Consider the following 16,903-nt stretch of genomic DNA (forward strand, 5'->3'; position numbering starts at 1 on the left):
TTATTTTTTTTGTGTTATAAATTCAGTTATTGCTTTCTCCATATTCCGGGTCTTATTATAAATAGCCATTATGGCCTCGTTTTCTTCGCCATCGGTTAGATAGGCAGCATAGACTTCAGGGGGTACCTCCAACCTGAAAATGTTGCTTTCCTTGCCTATCTTGATGAACATTTCAGTGTACTTCCGTGGTCCTGAAAGATTGTTCTTGATGGATTTCAATTGGTTCAGATCGTGGTTGGACAGGTTCAGCCTGTTCTTTAGTTCCCCATATCCTTTTTCGTTGTTCAGGCTATAGATGACTTGGGTGTTTTCCATTATACTGGCCGAAGTGGAATTGTTGGGCAATTGGTTGATGGATTGCAGGATGATCCCAATGGCCCCGTTCTGTTTGCGGATGGCCTGATAGTAGAATTCCACGCTTTCCAGTACGTTTTCGAATTTGAGCTGTTTGGCAAACTCGTCGAAAAGGATAATTCCCTTTTCCGCTCGGTTTTTCCAAATGGTGCGTTGGATGGCGGACTTGATCAGTTTCAACATTACTGAAAGGATTTCCTTATTGTCCTTTACCTCGTCAAGCTCAAAAACGATCAAGCGTTTATCCTCGATCTTGAAGGTCTGGTCCTCGCTGACCTCGAAGAGGAAACTGTAAAGGCCATTGCCGACATATTCGGACATGATATGGAGAAAGCCGGGGATGTTGAAGTAATCGGCCTGTATCTTAAGTTCGTCCAACAAACTCTTTTGATTTTCCTCTATGAAACGATAGAAAGAATCCAGCGAATGGTTCTCCCTGACCATCTGATAATAATATAGGAGTATCTTTTTAATGGAGACGGACTGCGCCTTGGTGGCCTTCAGCTCCGATGCCAATAGTTCAAAAAGGAATACCGAAAGATCCTCCAAGCGTTCTGGCCCCACATCGTCGGGATTTGATATAAAAAATGGATTGATGCCCAGGTTCTTTCCGCTCTCATATCTCAGTACGGTGTATTGTTCGGGATAAAGCTTTGCGAACTTGGTGTAGGACCCTCCAAGGTCGATGATGACCAGCCGGACGCCCGCCTCGAAGTATTGGCGCAGGATATTGTTGGCCAGGAAGGACTTGCCCTCGCCCGTTGGGGCGAAAATGGCAAAATTCCGTGCTTTGATCCTCTTTTTCCTTTCATCCCAGACATCCTTTAGGACAGGGATATTATGTTCCCGGTCGTTGAAAATGATTCCTGTAGCATCCGATTTGTAGTTGCTATTGTTGATATACAGGCACAGGGCATGTTTTAGGTCGGTCACATAAAGGTCCCCGTCAGAAAAATTGGGGGAGAAACAGAAATAACTATTGAGGATATAATTTTTGCGTTCCTCCCCCCTGGGGTAGTAGGGGACCATATCGAGCTCCTTGAATTCGGTCCTTATTTTCGAACCTATTTTTGCTAGGCTCTTGGCTTCGGGATGCCAATAGATGACATTGAGATGGCCCCGGATGATGCGAGAGCTATCATCGTTATTGATCTGGTCAAGGATATGTTGGATTTTTGCAAGTGTTACCTTGTTCTGGGAGCCGAAATTGGAACTTTTTTTCAGTTCTTCGACCTTCTTGTCCAACAGTTTGCGCCATTTGTGCTTATCGTCCAGGTAGATAATCTGGTTTACGATATGGTTTTCGTTCAACCCAAGCCCCAGTCCATCGACAAACCCTTGATGGAACACAAAATCGTCCGAGGTAAACCGTTCATTGGTCTTGCTGCTCTGGACATTCTCCCCAAAGCATAGCTCACTGTTGATGACCAAAACATCAAATAGGTTCTGACCGATGGTAATCTTGGACCGGTCCAAAATTATGTCCGTATCAAAACCCTCGTTGAATCCATTGAAGTAGTTGTCGGTCAAGGATAGGATCTCCCTTTCGTTCAAGGGGGAAAACTGCATTTTTCGACTGTTGTTTATAAAGGAAACGGAATCGTTTACAGAGTCCATAAAACTTTTGATCCGATCGTCCATTTCCTGGGGAATCCCTTGTGGCACTTTAAGGAACGGGTTTACATATTTTGCGTTGTTCAATGCTTTGTTTTTGGTAAGGATAAAAAACAGAAAACACCTATGTTCTATGTACTCCCGACCTTTGAAATACTCATGGGTGGCCTTGGCCAGAAAGGTGGTATTGGGAAGGTTTTCAGAAGAGTATTGCTTCTTAAGGTAAACATCCTGTTTGTGGATCACACATCCGATGGGCAAGTATTTGATGGCCTGGAACCAGTTACCATGGATGTCCTCAAAATCCTTCTCGGAAAGGGAATGGATTTCCGGCAAGGAACCCTCATAACACAGGATGACATTGCCATTATTGGCAAAGACAATATTGTCTCGTATATCCGCAATAGGATGGAGTGCCGATAGATTAATCTTGCCCATAAGTAAGTAATGACGATTTCTTATTACTGATGATTTTTGGGAATATCTTCCAAATGGTAAAGGGCTGTGGGTTGTTTGTAATCCTGATCAAGGCTATATAAAGAGCAGCATTGAATACCATTACACCCATGATCATTGCGAGACTGAACGAGAAAATAATGACCATTAGAGAGCCGACCACGCAGATCATTTGCAGGGCAAAAAACGAAATGGACAGGCCGAAAATCACGGCCTGTTTTCTAATGTTGCGATATACCTCGAACCTTTTCATTAGACGACAATTCCAATTAGGTAGGTAAAGATGCCGACCACGGCCCCTGCGATAAGAACGAATACCAAAACCCTGGTAATACCCTTTTTAAGATCTGAATTCTCTCCGAAGAAATGGCCGGCATTGAACAGGAAGCCAATAAGGAAGATGACCCCCAGGATAATGGGGAAGATGGTCCTTATGGTATCCGAAACATCGTTCACGGAATCTTCTATTCCCCCGATTTGAGCATAGGTTGACGCGGTCGTCATAAGTAATAGGAAAAGAGTTTTAAGTGGTTTGTTCATGACTGTACGTTTTTTAATGCCTTCCCAATAATGCTGGAAAGACCGATTGATGAATTATTCGTTATAGAATTTCTAAAGGATGGGGCAAATCGATTGGAATCGAATAAATTTTAACAGTCGAAAGCGTTAAAATTTCATGGTTTGGAAACGATTTAGGGGAAACGATGAAAATTGTGCAACACGCACTTTAAAATTCAGGCAGTATGAAACGTTTTTGGATAGTTTGTCTTTGGATGGGATTTGCCTTGTTTTGTATTCCCATACAATCCCAAGAGACTAAAAGACCAATGGTCGTCCTTGATCCCGGACATGGGGGAGTGGATACCGGAGCGATTGGAGTTAATGGAATAAAGGAAAAAGATATTGTTTTGGAAGTTGCGAAGGAAGCCATCCAATTGAACAAAGAATTGTTTAGAAACACCCTAAATATCTATTTGACCAGATATAAAGATACTTTGATTTCTTTGAGTGATAGGACCAGTTTGGTGAAAGCTCTACAACCTGATGTTTTTATTTCTATTCATTGCAATCAAGCAAAGAGGAAGACGGCCCAAGGTATTGAGGTCTATGTGCAGCAACCAAATTCTAATACTGATTTTGATCTACAGTCCAAATCAGAAAACTTGTCGGATGCAATCTTGTCTGAATTCGATATGGCTTTGGGGTTTAAAATTGGGGGTATGAAATACGCCAATTTTCAGGTGTTAAGGGATACCCAATACGTTTGTCCTGGCGTGTTGTTGGAGGTGGGGTTTTTGTCCAATTGGGAGGAGGCGGAGCATAGTAGGAAGAAGGAGGGTGTTGTGGGGTTTGCTATGGCGGTGCTACAGGTTTTATACCAGAATTTTAAATTACAGGGATAAATTTAAAGATGGTTTTTTTTAGGACTCAACTTCAGTAATAGGAATAAAATAGTACTGATCTTGTCCTTTAATGTTTCTCGTACTATACGGATAGCTTTTCCAATTTGTTTTTCGACGGTATTTACGGAAACATTTTGAAATTCGGCAATTTCAATATATGTGAGTCCTTCCTTTTTATTTAATAAAAAAGTTTCTTTACATTTGGGGGGCAGGTGTTCTATTGTTTTCATCACCATGGCAACGAGCCTTTCGGATTTGTCAAAATCTTCTTCCTCCAGAACGGAATCCAAACCTTCGATATACTTTTTTTCCAAGGCGGTAATGGCAATATCCTTTCTATATTGATCAATAAATTCATTGTAGACGGATTTAAAGAGATAGCCTTTAATAGAAATATTCTGATTTAATTTTTCTCGTTGTTGCCACATTCTAACAATAACATTTTGTACAATATCTTCCGATCTGTAATCATCCCTGGCCAAGTTTTTCGCATAATCACATAGTTTTATATAGTAATGGTCCACCAGATAACTGTATGCTGCGGTATTGCCTTTTTTAAGGTGTTTAATAAGTTTTTTTTGATCGGAATATATGTTTTCCATAGTTGAAACCAGATTAAATAGTAAGCAAATGTAATTTTTTCCGCCAATTTAAAGGTGGCTTGTCAATTTTAGCTTCGTTATAAGGGTAATATTGCCATTACATTTTAGAAAGATTATATGTCCGATTGACTTATTTATAAAATATTTTATGAATAAATGGTGGTATAAGAATTTTGGCTTCGTTATAGGTATATATATTATGAAAAACATGAATAAGGATATTGAGGATTTGATCATCAAATTCCTCTCAAAAGAGGCTGATCTTGATGAACTCAGGATATTGGAGATATGGATCGGAAATCCGAAAAATGAAATCTTGTTTATGAACTTGTCAAGGCCAATGCCTATATCAATATGACCAATGGCATATATGACGAAGAAAGGGCAAAGGCAAGTATATTAAGGCGGATAAAAAAAGAGAGAAGTATTTTCAGGGACAGATCGAAAATGGCAAAATCATTAAAATACGCTGCCGTCGCTGCAATGGCTGCCGTTGTATTGACCACTACCTTATTCTTTAAGGACGTTTTGACCACTACCCCATTAAAATCAGACCCTGTACATGTGAACAGTAATATAAAACCGGGTACTGATAGGGCCACGCTAATACTTGAGGATGGGACCTCCGTAGTGTTGGAAAAGGGGTCTTCCTTTCAAAAACAAAACATAAACAGCAATGGAGAGCGGGTTGTTTATGAACCGCTTGAGAAAGATGTCAATGAAACTGAATACAACATTCTGAATGTTCCTAGGGGCGGGCAGTTCTATTTAAAATTATCGGATGGGACGGAAGTATGGCTTAATTCTGAAACGCAATTGAAGTACCCAGTTGCATTTTTGGAAGGCGAAACCCGAAAAGTAGAACTCGTTTATGGGGAAGCTTATTTTAACGTCACCCCGAGCACGGCGCATCAGGGCGCTAAATTTGAAGTACTTAATAATGGCCAGCAACTGGAGGTGTTGGGGACTAAATTCAATATAAAGGCTTACAAGGACGAATCGAATATCTATACAACTTTGGTGGAAGGTAGCGTACAGATAAACACTTCTAACGTGAAGAAGGTTTTGGTTCCAAATCAACAGTCAAGTGTAAATATTTTCAATAATGAAATCTATGTTGAACATGTTGATGTCGAAAATGAAATTTCTTGGATAAAAGGTATTTTCAGTTTTAAAGGAAAATCGTTAAAAGACATTATGAAAGTATTGTCAAGATGGTATGATGTTGATATTGTTTTCGAAAACAATGATATGGAAGAGGTTAGATTCAGGGGTACGCTGGATAAGGGCCAGGCGATCGGGGAAATTTTATCAATTATGAAATCAAATACAATAAATAATTATGAAATAAAGGGTGGGACAATCATAATAAAATAATATGCCTATGAAGAAAACACTATAATAAAAAGGAGGATAAAGTTTAACCCGCAAAAGTCTAGAACTCTACCCCCTTGATTTTATTATCGTTCAATTAAAATTTTAATTAACCAATAACAATCAAATGTATGAAAATCAAATTAACTAGAGGTTGTTTTCCGTATGGAAAATGCCTATTACAGATTATTATGAGAATATTCATTTTCTTATGCTTCTCAACTGTTCTTGCGCTAACACCAAATAATCTCGTTTCCCAAAATTCCAAAATTAAAATAGAAGCTGCAGGTACATTGACAGTTGATGAAATTTTTGATCTCATCATGGAACAGACCGATTATAAATTTTTCTATGAAGAAGGTATATTCGAGGACTTTCCCAAGGTCCAAGTGCAGAAGGGCCGGATAAGGACGAATGCATTGCTGAAGCAAAGTCTATCACATAAGAATCTTGATATTGAGGTGACCGAGAACAATGCAATCCTCATTAGGGAAAGGCCTCGTAACGGTAATCATGAGGAGGTGGTGCAAGTCATTGTTTCCGGTACCGTAACGGACGGGGACGGTACCCCCTTGCCAGGAGCAAACATTGTTGAAAAAGGTACTACAAATGGTATTCAAGTAGATTTCGACGGTAATTTTTCAATTTCTGTGGAGGATGAAAATGCAATTTTGGTGGTTTCCTATATTGGTTTTGCAACCAAAGAAGTGCCAATTAATGGACAACCAAACATTAACATTGTTTTAGAGGAGAGTGCGGCTGGCCTTGAAGAGGTTGTCGTAATTGGATACGGTACCTCCACGAAAAGGGATCTCACAGGTTCAATTACAAATGTAGCTGTAGAAAATACACCCATTGCTTTGCAACCGACTACAAACGTTTTGCAAATGTTGCAAGGTACTACACCTGGTGTAAACGTAGGGGCTATATCCAGCGCAGGGGGATCTCCAGATTTATTAATAAGGGGTCAGAATTCTATTAATGCGAGCAACGCCCCGTTAATTGTGCTTGATGGAATAATTTTCGATGGAAGTCTCAATACTATTCCCAACGATGATATTAGTTCGATAGACGTGCTAAAGGATGCTAGTTCTTCAGCTATCTATGGCTCACGTGCAGCCAATGGGGTTATAATTATAACAACAAAAAAGGGGCGGTCAGACAGACCTGCAATAAGCTTTAACCACTATACAGGTGTTCAAGATTGGACCAAGGTTCCAAAAATGAAAAAAGGTGCAGAGTTTATACGATGGCGAATGGACAACTTGGAATTACAAGGAACAGAAGACTTGTCCATCCCCCAGATACTATCGCCTAAAGAGTATAAAGCTTATAACGAAGACCACCAAATGAATTGGTTTGATGAAGTAACCCAATTTGCTCCGATACATAATTATCAGATGAGTGTTTCCGGCAGATCGGAAAAGACTAATTATTACATTTCAGGTGGGTTATTGAATCAACATGGTGTATTGGATAATGATAACTATGAGAAATTTAATCTAACGTTTAAATTGGAAAATGATATTTCTGACTGGTTATCTGTTGGTTTAAATATGTATTATGACTCTAGTGACTACTCAGGTTCCTCTCCGCAGATGTATATGGCTACTTGGTATACTCCTTACAGTTATAAATATATAGAGGGCTATGAGGATGTTCTTGATCGTTTTCCTACCAACAGTTTTTTATATAACCCCTATTGGGGACAACCTCAGTTTGGTCAAACCGGCTATTATGATGATGATCTTGACAAACGATGGGGAATAAGGGGTTCTGGCTATATAAATGTGGAAATGCCATTTATAAAGGGACTCAGTTATCGATTAGATTATACCCAATCTAGAAGGGTAAATGACCGAGGTTTTTTTCATCATGCATTCGGTGAAGTTAATACCGACAATCCAGACGAAATAGAAAATTCTGAACGATTTTTGAATAAGGCATATGGTTCTAAGGTGACAGCTACTGATAACAGCTGGGTGATGAACAACTTGCTTAACTATCAGAATAAATTTGGTGATCATAAAATTAATGTGCTTTTAGGCTACACAAGAGACGCGTCAACCAGCGAAAGGGTCCAGTTCAGTGGTAGTGATTTTTCTGGTGCAGGAACTTCTGTTCTTGGTTTTTATGGATTGGATTTGGCAGACCCAACTAAAAAAGGTGGGGAAACATCTATCAGCGAATTTTCCAATGTGGGGTATTTAAGTCGTCTTAATTATTCTTTTAAAAACAAATATCATCTTACGGCAACTTATCGACGCGACGGTTATTCCGCTTTTGCCAAAGGCCGTAAATTTGGAGGATTTCCTGGTGTTTCTATTGCCTGGACGCTTAGTGAAGAAGATTTTGTTCAACAGATACTTCCAAAATTGGATTATTTCAAATTTCGTGCCTCCTTTGGAAAAAATGGTAACCAAGGTATTGACCCATTCCAAACATTGGCCAATGTTGGTAGCGGTCAAACGGTATTTGGAAATCAAACTTTCAACTACTTCTATCCAGCTAGTCTGGCAAATAAATCACTGTCTTGGGAGACTACTACTGCTCTTAATGTAGGGGCCAATTTTTCACTTTTTAGTGGTAGGGTTTTCGGCGATGTAGATTTCTACAAAAGTGAAACAACCGATTTACTTCTAAATCGTAACCTACCTATAATTACTGGATATAATTCAGTGAGGACCAATTTAGGTCGGGTGGATAACAAAGGAATCGAGGTTACTCTTAGCACAATCAATATAAAGACTCAAGAATTGCAATGGGGGACAGCATTCGCATTTTCCTTAAATAGGAATAAAATTTCCAGTATTTCTGGCCTTGATGCGGATGGTGATGGACTTGAGGACGATGATATAGGTAATCGTTGGTTTATTGGAAAATCTCTTGGTGCGGTTTATGATTATACGATAGATGGGATAGTGCAAAATGAGGACACCGAGTATATAGATACCTTTGGGTTCCAACCTGGAGATTTAAAAATCAGGGACATCAATGGAGAAGATGAACAAGGGAATCTTACTGGTCAGCCCGATGGTCGGATATCTGCTGCAGATAGGTCAATAATAGGCTACACAGCACCCAATTTTAGGGCCAATATGTCAAATACTGTAACCTATGGTAATTTTCAACTTTATTTTGATCTGAATTTAGTTATGGGTGGTGGAAGGAATAATTATTATTTGGGGCAAAACAGAGCTGCATTTATAGGGACCGTCCCAACAGTTGGAAATTGGTTGTCTGGACGTGAATATTGGATGCCGAACGACCAAAGTAATAAAGTTCCAAGGCCAAATTACGCTAATCCATATGGCTACGGATTTTGGCAGTCTCGGGAATTTTTGAGACTTCAAAACGTATCCCTAGCTTATAATTTTGACAGTAAGGTCAAGGACTTGTTGGGGGTAAACGAATTGAAACTTTACGTTTCGGGTAAAAATCTTTTTACCAAAACCGATTGGATAGGATTAGATCCGGAAAACGCTGGTACTATAGGAGGTTCAAATCCAGTAATGCGCACATTTACCCTGGGAATTAACTTTAGCTTTTAATACTTAAACATGAAAAATATGCAATCATACATAAGATTATTTTGGATCGTGGTAGGATTCTGGGTAGTGTTAACATCTTGTTCTGATGAGGATTTTTTAGAAGAAAATCGCAAAGATGCCCTTACAACCGACAATGCTTTTTTGACGAAAGCACAATTCGAATCACTTTTAGGTTCTATTTATAGAAAGGTACAGAATTTTTATAACGCGGGAGACGGTGATACCGATGCATGGCCTTTGGGCTTGGGTACGGACGCCATGTTTTGGCCTAGAGACGATTCTAGGATCTTTAATGACTGGACGCTTTTAAACTCATTTGATGGATTTTCTAGCCGCTGGTACACTTGGCAATATGAAATTATAAATTATTCCAATATGGTAATTGATGCTGCCCAAAAGGAAAATGTAAAGTGGAACAGCGACGAGGAAAGGGATGCGGTCATTGCCGAAGGTAGGTTCTTCAGGGCTTTCGCTTACCGAAACTTGGCCAATATCTTTGGAGGAGTGCCGATTATAGACGCCCCTTTGATAGAGCCTAAGGTGGACTTCATGAGAAATTCTCGAGAGGAATGTTGGCAATTTGCTAAGGACGATTTGATGTTTGCCAGTAACCATCTTCCCCTCACAGAATCCCTTCCCGGAAAAGTAACAAGGGCGGCCGCTGATCATTTGTTGGCAGAGATTAGTATTTCGTTAAAAGATTGGGATGGTGCAATAGCGGCAACGTCTAGGGTGATCAATGGTACTGATGGGGATTACGAATTAATGACCGATCGTTTTGGTTCACGTGCGGATGAACCAGGTAAAAATATATATTGGGATCTTTTTCGTATGGGAAACCAAAATTATGATACTGGTAATAAAGAGGCTATTTGGGTATCTCAAATGGAATTTAACGTGCCGGGGGGAACCGTACAATTTGGTCGCCCTACTATTGAGCGAATGATGTGGTGTTCATATTGGGATTTTAAAAAAGCGGGTTACTCTGGACAAGCTCAGGATTCGACGGGAAGAGGAGTGGCTTTCGTTAGGCCTACAACACATACCAACTACACTGTTTGGAAAGGGGCAGGCAATGATCTAAGAAATACCGAAGCAACTATAAAGCGTAAATACTACTTTGCTGAGGATGTAGCTCCCTATACTAAGGGTGATGTAATTCCTAAATCATTCTTAACTACTAAAGAGGATTCATTACAATTTGTATACCCAAACTGGTCTAAATTTGGAACGGATAAACACTTGGATGGCAAACCTGATAATGGATATGTAAGGGATTATTATGTAATTCGTTTACCGGAGACATATCTCCTTAGGGCGGAGGCACATTTAGGTAATAATAGGCCTGATTTGGCCGCTGCAGACATCAATGTAATACGTAGCAGGGCCAAAGCTCCATTGGTAGATCCAGTTGATGTTGATTTGGATTATATTTTAGATGAGCGTATTCGTGAGCTGTATGGCGAGGAATTTCGTATGCTGACTTTAGGTAGATTGGGAATGATATATGACCGTACTAAAAGATTTGGTTATGATCCAGCTAGGAATTCTATTAGAGAACATAACAATTTGTTTCCAATTCCGCAAACAGTTATTGATAGAAATGTTGGAGCCAAAATGGAACAAAATCCAGGTTATTGATAAGAAATTGAGTTGGTTGTTAGTATAGTCGAAGAAGTGTCATTGCGTAAGACCATTGGCACTTTTTTTTTAAAATTGAATTGGAATCATGTGAGCAGTAATTTTTAAGTGTGATTTGTCTGAATATCCAGATTTAAACTATATAAAATCTGAATTTTCTAAAAATATAGATTTGGATAAATATTTTGGTTCAAGTTTGATGGTTAAGTGATAATTTAAATAAAGAATAATGAAAATGAAACATCTAATAGCTGTTGTTATACTTATATCTATAGGTATATTAACCTGTCAGGCCCAATCGAGTGAGTCAAGGAAAGGCTCGTTAAAGTTATGGTATAAACAACAGGCCGCCGACTGGGATGAAGCTCTGCCACTTGGGAATGGACGTCTTGGAGCAATGGTTTTTGGAGGTATCGAACATGAGAGACTTCAGCTTAATGAGGGTAGTTTATGGGCCGGTGAACCAGAGGAAGCGTATCCTGAAAATTTCAAAGAAAATTTGGCAATTCTACAGAATCTAATATTGGATGGTAAACTTCAGGAAGCGGAGAATTTTGGTTCAGAGAATATGACCAAGAGCCCAACCTATTTTCGATCGTACCAGCCTTTGGGAAACATATTTATCGATATGAAGCATGAATCGGAAGCAACTGATTATTATCGCGAATTGGATTTGCAAACAGGTGTTTCTTTGACTCGATATCAGGTTGGAAACCTCAAAATAACGAGAGAGGTCCTGATTTCTGCCATTGATGATTTAATTGCAGTAAAAATTTCTTCCGATGGGAGTGGCTTATTTTCCTGTAATGTGAGCTTATCCCGCGATGAAGATGCACAAGTTATATCCAATGGGGATACTCGTCTGGATATGATAGGCCAGATAATTGATTTTGATAGCACTAAAATAGTAGGTGGTGCTGGTCGTGGAGGAAAGCACATGAAGTTTTATGGTAGTTTAAGAGCAAAAAGTATTGGAGGGAGCATTAGAACAGTGGACAACAAAATTGTAATGAAAAATTGTGAGGAAGTTATCTTATTGTTTACAGCTGCAACTGATTATAGTTTGGAGAAATTGAATTTTGACCGAACTATAAATCCAATTAGGTTATCTAATACTAAATTGGACAGGGTAAAGAACAAATCTTGGACTTCAATTAGGGAAGATCACATTGCTGACTATAGCAGTATGTTTGATAGAGTTGCTTTGGATTTGGGGAGTACTTTACAAGATACTTTGCCAACAGATGTAAGGCTTGCCGAATCGAACAAAGGAGCCGTTGATCCAGGGCTAAGTGTTCTTCGCTTTCAATACGGCCGTTACTTACTTATGAGTAGTTCGCGAAAACCAGGAAGGCTTCCTATCGGCCTTCAGGGCATATGGAATCACTTAATGTGGGCACCTTGGAGTGCAGATTATCATTTGAATGTAAATTTTCAGATGAATTACTGGGCAGCTAATGTTACAAACCTTGAGGAGACTTTGGATCCACTGTGGGCTTGGTTTAGACCATACAGTAAAAGAGGAGAAGTTGCAGCGCAAAAGCTATTTGGTTATGATAAAGGTTGGGTAGGCTATCATTTGAGTAATCCCTTTGGAAGAGTTACCCCTGGAGGATCAACTCATCATTCACAATGGATTAACGGGGTTGTCGATCCCTTTTCAGGGGCCTGGATGGCCATGGCTTTTTGGAGACATTATGAGTTTACTGAAGACAAAGAGTTTTTAAACGAAAAGGCATATCCAATCTTAAAAGGGGCTGCCGAGTTTATAGATAATTATTTAATAAAGGATAAGGAAGGTAAGCTTACTATAGCGCCTTCAACATCTCCGGAAAATGAGTTTTATCTACCTAATACAAATTTACCCGTTCGAGCCTCGAAAGCTTCCACTTATCACAATACACTAACTCGTGCTGTTTTGGAAGCCTATTGCAAGACCGCGGAAATACTTGGCGTTGATGAGCCTTTTGTACGTACAATAAAAGAACATATTGAATTACTTCCTCCTCTTTATAGAATTAATAGCAACGGCGCTATATGTGAATGGGCTGAAGATTACAAGGAAGTTTATCCTCAGCACAGGCATAGTTCTCATTTACTTGGTGTTTTTCCTTTTAACTTTTTGACAACCGATTCAGATCCAAAAATACTTCAGGCCGCAAAAACGACTATGGCCATTCGCTGTAAAGATAATCTGCCAGCTCATGGGTGGTCAAAGTCATTTAATCAGTTGGTTTATGCAAGACTTGGAGATGGGGAAAATGCATACGATCAAATGAATGTGCTTCTTAAAACCCGAACTTCAAATAATCTTTTTAATCAGAATCCACCATTTCAAATCGATGGTAATTTTGGAACGACAAGTGGTATTGCGGAGATGTTATTGCAGAGCCATGCTGGATACATCAGGCTGTTGCCGGCAATACCGGCCATTTGGTCTAAGGGGTCTTTCAAAGGGCTCTGCGCACGCGGAAATTTCGAAATTAACTTGGAGTGGAAAGCAGGAAAGCCCGTAAAAGCAATTGTTTTTTCGAAAAATGGGAATGATTTCAGGATCAAGACTGACTTGGATTTTAAAGTAAAATCTGAGGGCAGGCAACTGACGGTCAGGAAGGATAAATCGGCTTGTCACTCATTCAAAACTAAAAGTGGCAAATCATATGAATTAACATTTTGAATGAGAATTTTTATTTGTTAAAAAGTATGAAATCTGCAGCCCAGTAGGATTGGCAAGATTTGAGTGTAGAAGGTGTTACTTTTTATTGAAGTCTCCACATTGACCCCGCATGCTTAAAATAAGAAAGGCGGTTCGTGCCATGGTATGCAACTTGCCAGGTGTGTAGCCCATTTCTGAACAGGATGTTTGGGGGAGTAATCCCCAAGGTATTACAGATTGGTTCTCTGTCACGTTCGGTGGGCATTGGTGAAAATGTGAGAATTCTGCCAACTTCTGCCTCCTGTTTGTGTGCACGGTCTAAGCGCTGAGGAAGTTACTTTCGCAGAGGCTTTGTGACGGGAAGGTTATCGCACCTACTAAATAGGGAAATGGCATGTACAAATAGAATACTCCTGTATTGAAAATAATTTGGATTTGTGATCAAAATCCGAAACCTTGTCGGAAGCAATCCTATATAAATTTGATTATGCTTTGGGGTTTAAAATCAGGGGAACGAAATACGCGAATTTTCAGGTGTTAAGGGATACCCAATACGTTTGTCCTGGCGTGTTGTTGGAGGTGGGGTTTTTGTCCAATTGGGAGGAGGCGGAGCATAGTAGGAAGAAGGAGGGTGTTGTGGGGTTTGCGATGGCGGTGCTACAGGTTTTATACCAGAATTTTAAATTACAGGGATAAATTTAAAGATGGTTTTTTTTAGGACTCAACTTCAGTAATAGGAATAAAATAGTACTGATCTTGTCCTTTAATGTTTCTCGTACTATACGGATAGCTTTTCCAATTTGTTTTTCGACGGTATTTACGGAAACATTTTGAAATTCGGCAATTTCAATATATGTGAGTCCTTCCTTTTTATTTAATAAAAAAGTTTCTTTACATTTGGGGGGCAGGTGTTCTATTGTTTTCATCACCATGGCAACGAGCCTTTCGGATTTGTCAAAATCTTCTTCCTCCAGAACGGAATCCAAACCTTCGATATACTTTTTTTCCAAGGCGGTAATGGCAATATCCTTTCTATATTGATCAATAAATTCATTGTAGACGGATTTAAAGAGATAGCCTTTAATAGAAATATTCTGATTTAATTTTTCTCGTTGTTGCCACATTCTAACAATAACATTTTGTACAATATCTTCCGATCTGTAATCATCCCTGGCCAAGTTTTTCGCATAATCACATAGTTTTATATAGTAATGGTCCACCAGATAACTGTATGCTGCGGTATTGCCTTTTTTAAGGTGTTTAATAAGTTTTTTTTGATCGGAATATATGTTTTCCATAGTTGAAACCAGATTAAATAGTAAGCAAATGTAATTTTTTCCGCCAATTTAAAGGTGGCTTGTCAATTTTAGCTTCGTTATAAGGGTAATATTGCCATTACATTTTAGAAAGATTATATGTCCGATTGACTTATTTATAAAATATTTTATGAATAAATGGTGGTATAAGAATTTTGGCTTCGTTATAGGTATATATATTATGAAAAACATGAATAAGGATATTGAGGATTTGATCATCAAATTCCTCTCAAAAGAGGCTGATCTTGATGAACTCAGGATATTGGAGATATGGATCGGAAATCCGAAAAATGAAATCTTGTTTATGAACTTGTCAAGGCCAATGCCTATATCAATATGACCAATGGCATATATGACGAAGAAAGGGCAAAGGCAAGTATATTAAGGCGGATAAAAAAAGAGAGAAGTATTTTCAGGGACAGATCGAAAATGGCAAAATCATTAAAATACGCTGCCGTCGCTGCAATGGCTGCCGTTGTATTGACCACTACCTTATTCTTTAAGGACGTTTTGACCACTACCCCATTAAAATCAGACCCTGTACATGTGAACAGTAATATAAAACCGGGTACTGATAGGGCCACGCTAATACTTGAGGATGGGACCTCCGTAGTGTTGGAAAAGGGGTCTTCCTTTCAAAAACAAAACATAAACAGCAATGGAGAGCGGGTTGTTTATGAACCGCTTGAGAAAGATGTCAATGAAACTGAATACAACATTCTGAATGTTCCTAGGGGCGGGCAGTTCTATTTAAAATTATCGGATGGGACGGAAGTATGGCTTAATTCTGAAACGCAATTGAAGTACCCAGTTGCATTTTTGGAAGGCGAAACCCGAAAAGTAGAACTCGTTTATGGGGAAGCTTATTTTAACGTCACCCCGAGCACGGCGCATCAGGGCGCTAAATTTGAAGTACTTAATAATGGCCAGCAACTGGAGGTGTTGGGGACTAAATTCAATATAAAGGCTTACAAGGACGAATCGAATATCTATACAACTTTGGTGGAAGGTAGCGTACAGATAAACACTTCTAACGTGAAGAAGGTTTTGGTTCCAAATCAACAGTCAAGTGTAAATATTTTCAATAATGAAATCTATGTTGAACATGTTGATGTCGAAAATGAAATTTCTTGGATAAAAGGTATTTTCAGTTTTAAAGGAAAATCGTTAAAAGACATTATGAAAGTATTGTCAAGATGGTATGATGTTGATATTGTTTTCGAAAACAATGATATGGAAGAGGTTAGATTCAGGGGTACGCTGGATAAGGGCCAGGCGATCGGGGAAATTTTATCAATTATGAAATCAAATACAATAAATAATTATGAAATAAAGGGTGGGACAATCATAATAAAATAATATGCCTATGAAGAAAACACTATAATAAAAAGGAGGATAAAGTTTAACCCGCAAAAGTCTAGAACTCTACCCCCTTGATTTTATTATCGTTCAATTAAAATTTTAATTAACCAATAACAATCAAATGTATGAAAATCAAATTAACTAGAGGTTGTTTTCCGTATGGAAAATGCCTATTACAGATTATTATGAGAATATTCATTTTCTTATGCTTCTCAACTGTTCTTGCGCTAACACCAAATAATCTCGTTTCCCAAAATTCCAAAATTAAAATAGAAGCTGCAGGTACATTGACAGTTGATGAAATTTTTGATCTCATCATGGAACAGACCGATTATAAATTTTTCTATGAAGAAGGTATATTCGAGGACTTTCCCAAGGTCCAAGTGCAGAAGGGCCGGATAAGGACGAATGCATTGCTGAAGCAAAGTCTATCACATAAGAATCTTGATATTGAGGTGACCGAGAACAATGCAATCCTCATTAGGGAAAGGCCTCGTAACGGTAATCATGAGGAGGTGGTGCAAGTCATTGTTTCCGGTACCGTAACGGACGGGGACGGTACCCCCTTGCCAGG

Annotated in this window: 14 protein-coding genes and 1 pseudogene; 10 read left to right on the top strand and 5 right to left on the bottom strand. The window is 39.0% G+C overall.

Annotated elements, in window-relative coordinates; all coding sequences use genetic code 11:
- Genes C7972_RS20235 through C7972_RS20245 form a run of 3 tightly spaced genes read right to left on the bottom strand, consistent with a single transcriptional unit; the run spans position 1 to position 2,964 of the window.
- Positions 1-2,406, bottom strand: a complete 2,406-nt coding sequence (locus C7972_RS20235) for a TraG family conjugative transposon ATPase (RefSeq protein WP_110357991.1) — start codon at positions 2,404-2,406, stop codon at positions 1-3.
- Positions 2,393-2,677, bottom strand: coding sequence for a hypothetical protein (locus C7972_RS20240; RefSeq protein WP_110357992.1), 285 nt, complete (start codon positions 2,675-2,677; stop codon positions 2,393-2,395). The genes C7972_RS20235 and C7972_RS20240 overlap by 14 nt, the downstream gene beginning before the upstream one ends.
- Entirely contained in the window at positions 2,677-2,964 is a 288-nt protein-coding gene (locus C7972_RS20245) for a hypothetical protein (protein WP_110357993.1), read from the bottom strand. The genes C7972_RS20240 and C7972_RS20245 overlap by 1 nt, the downstream gene beginning before the upstream one ends.
- 203 nt (positions 2,965-3,167) lie before the next feature.
- Here C7972_RS20245 and C7972_RS20250 point away from each other — a divergent pair, with 203 nt between their 5' ends.
- Positions 3,168-3,827 carry an N-acetylmuramoyl-L-alanine amidase gene (locus C7972_RS20250; protein ID WP_110357994.1) on the top strand — a complete coding sequence of 220 codons (660 nt, stop codon included), beginning with the start codon at positions 3,168-3,170 and terminating at the stop codon, positions 3,825-3,827.
- Positions 3,828-3,829: 2 nt separating this feature from the next.
- On the opposite strand, the gene C7972_RS20255 is transcribed toward C7972_RS20250, so the two are convergent.
- Positions 3,830-4,429, bottom strand: coding sequence for an RNA polymerase sigma factor (locus C7972_RS20255; RefSeq protein ID WP_110357995.1), 600 nt, complete (start codon positions 4,427-4,429; stop codon positions 3,830-3,832).
- Between the two features lie 148 nt (positions 4,430-4,577).
- Between C7972_RS20255 and C7972_RS20260 the strand changes: the two genes are divergently transcribed.
- The 6 genes from C7972_RS20260 to C7972_RS20285 all read left to right on the top strand — a co-directional run bounded on the left by C7972_RS20260 (position 4,578) and on the right by C7972_RS20285 (position 14,347).
- Positions 4,578-4,787, top strand: a complete 210-nt coding sequence (locus C7972_RS20260) for a hypothetical protein (RefSeq protein WP_110357996.1) — start codon at positions 4,578-4,580, stop codon at positions 4,785-4,787.
- Positions 4,784-5,806, top strand: a complete 1,023-nt coding sequence (locus tag C7972_RS20265) for a FecR family protein (protein ID WP_110357997.1) — start codon at positions 4,784-4,786, stop codon at positions 5,804-5,806. The genes C7972_RS20260 and C7972_RS20265 overlap by 4 nt, the downstream gene beginning before the upstream one ends.
- 188 nt (positions 5,807-5,994) lie before the next feature.
- Positions 5,995-9,354 (top strand): TonB-dependent receptor, encoded by a 3,360-nt coding sequence (locus C7972_RS20270; RefSeq protein WP_181422952.1) that lies wholly within the window; start codon positions 5,995-5,997, stop codon positions 9,352-9,354.
- Between the two features lie 18 nt (positions 9,355-9,372).
- Positions 9,373-10,995: a RagB/SusD family nutrient uptake outer membrane protein gene (locus C7972_RS20275; protein WP_181422953.1), complete on the top strand. Its 1,623-nt coding sequence runs from the start codon at positions 9,373-9,375 to the stop codon at positions 10,993-10,995.
- A 235-nt stretch (positions 10,996-11,230) separates the two neighbouring features.
- The gene (locus C7972_RS20280; protein WP_181422954.1) at positions 11,231-13,672 is read left to right on the top strand and encodes a glycoside hydrolase N-terminal domain-containing protein; all 2,442 of its coding nucleotides are present in this window, start codon (positions 11,231-11,233) and stop codon (positions 13,670-13,672) included.
- Between the two features lie 435 nt (positions 13,673-14,107).
- Positions 14,108-14,347 (top strand): N-acetylmuramoyl-L-alanine amidase, encoded by a 240-nt coding sequence (locus C7972_RS20285; RefSeq protein ID WP_110358001.1) that lies wholly within the window; start codon positions 14,108-14,110, stop codon positions 14,345-14,347.
- A 2-nt stretch (positions 14,348-14,349) separates the two neighbouring features.
- On the opposite strand, the gene C7972_RS20290 is transcribed toward C7972_RS20285, so the two are convergent.
- Positions 14,350-14,949, bottom strand: coding sequence for an RNA polymerase sigma factor (locus C7972_RS20290; protein ID WP_110357995.1), 600 nt, complete (start codon positions 14,947-14,949; stop codon positions 14,350-14,352).
- Between the two features lie 148 nt (positions 14,950-15,097).
- On the opposite strand from C7972_RS20290, the gene C7972_RS20295 reads away from it, so the two are divergent.
- The 3 genes and pseudogenes from C7972_RS20295 to C7972_RS23935 all read left to right on the top strand — a co-directional run.
- Complete coding sequence (locus C7972_RS20295; protein WP_110357996.1) at positions 15,098-15,307, top strand: hypothetical protein; 210 nt, start codon at positions 15,098-15,100, stop codon at positions 15,305-15,307.
- Positions 15,304-16,326: a FecR family protein gene (locus C7972_RS20300; protein ID WP_110357997.1), complete on the top strand. Its 1,023-nt coding sequence runs from the start codon at positions 15,304-15,306 to the stop codon at positions 16,324-16,326. Before C7972_RS20295 ends, C7972_RS20300 begins: the two co-directional genes overlap by 4 nt.
- 188 nt (positions 16,327-16,514) lie before the next feature.
- Positions 16,515-16,903 (top strand): annotated as a pseudogene (locus tag C7972_RS23935) (TonB-dependent receptor); the annotation flags it as partial.

The organism is Arenibacter sp. ARW7G5Y1, assembly GCF_003201775.1.
Taxonomy (GTDB): Bacteria; Bacteroidota; Bacteroidia; order Flavobacteriales; family Flavobacteriaceae; genus Arenibacter.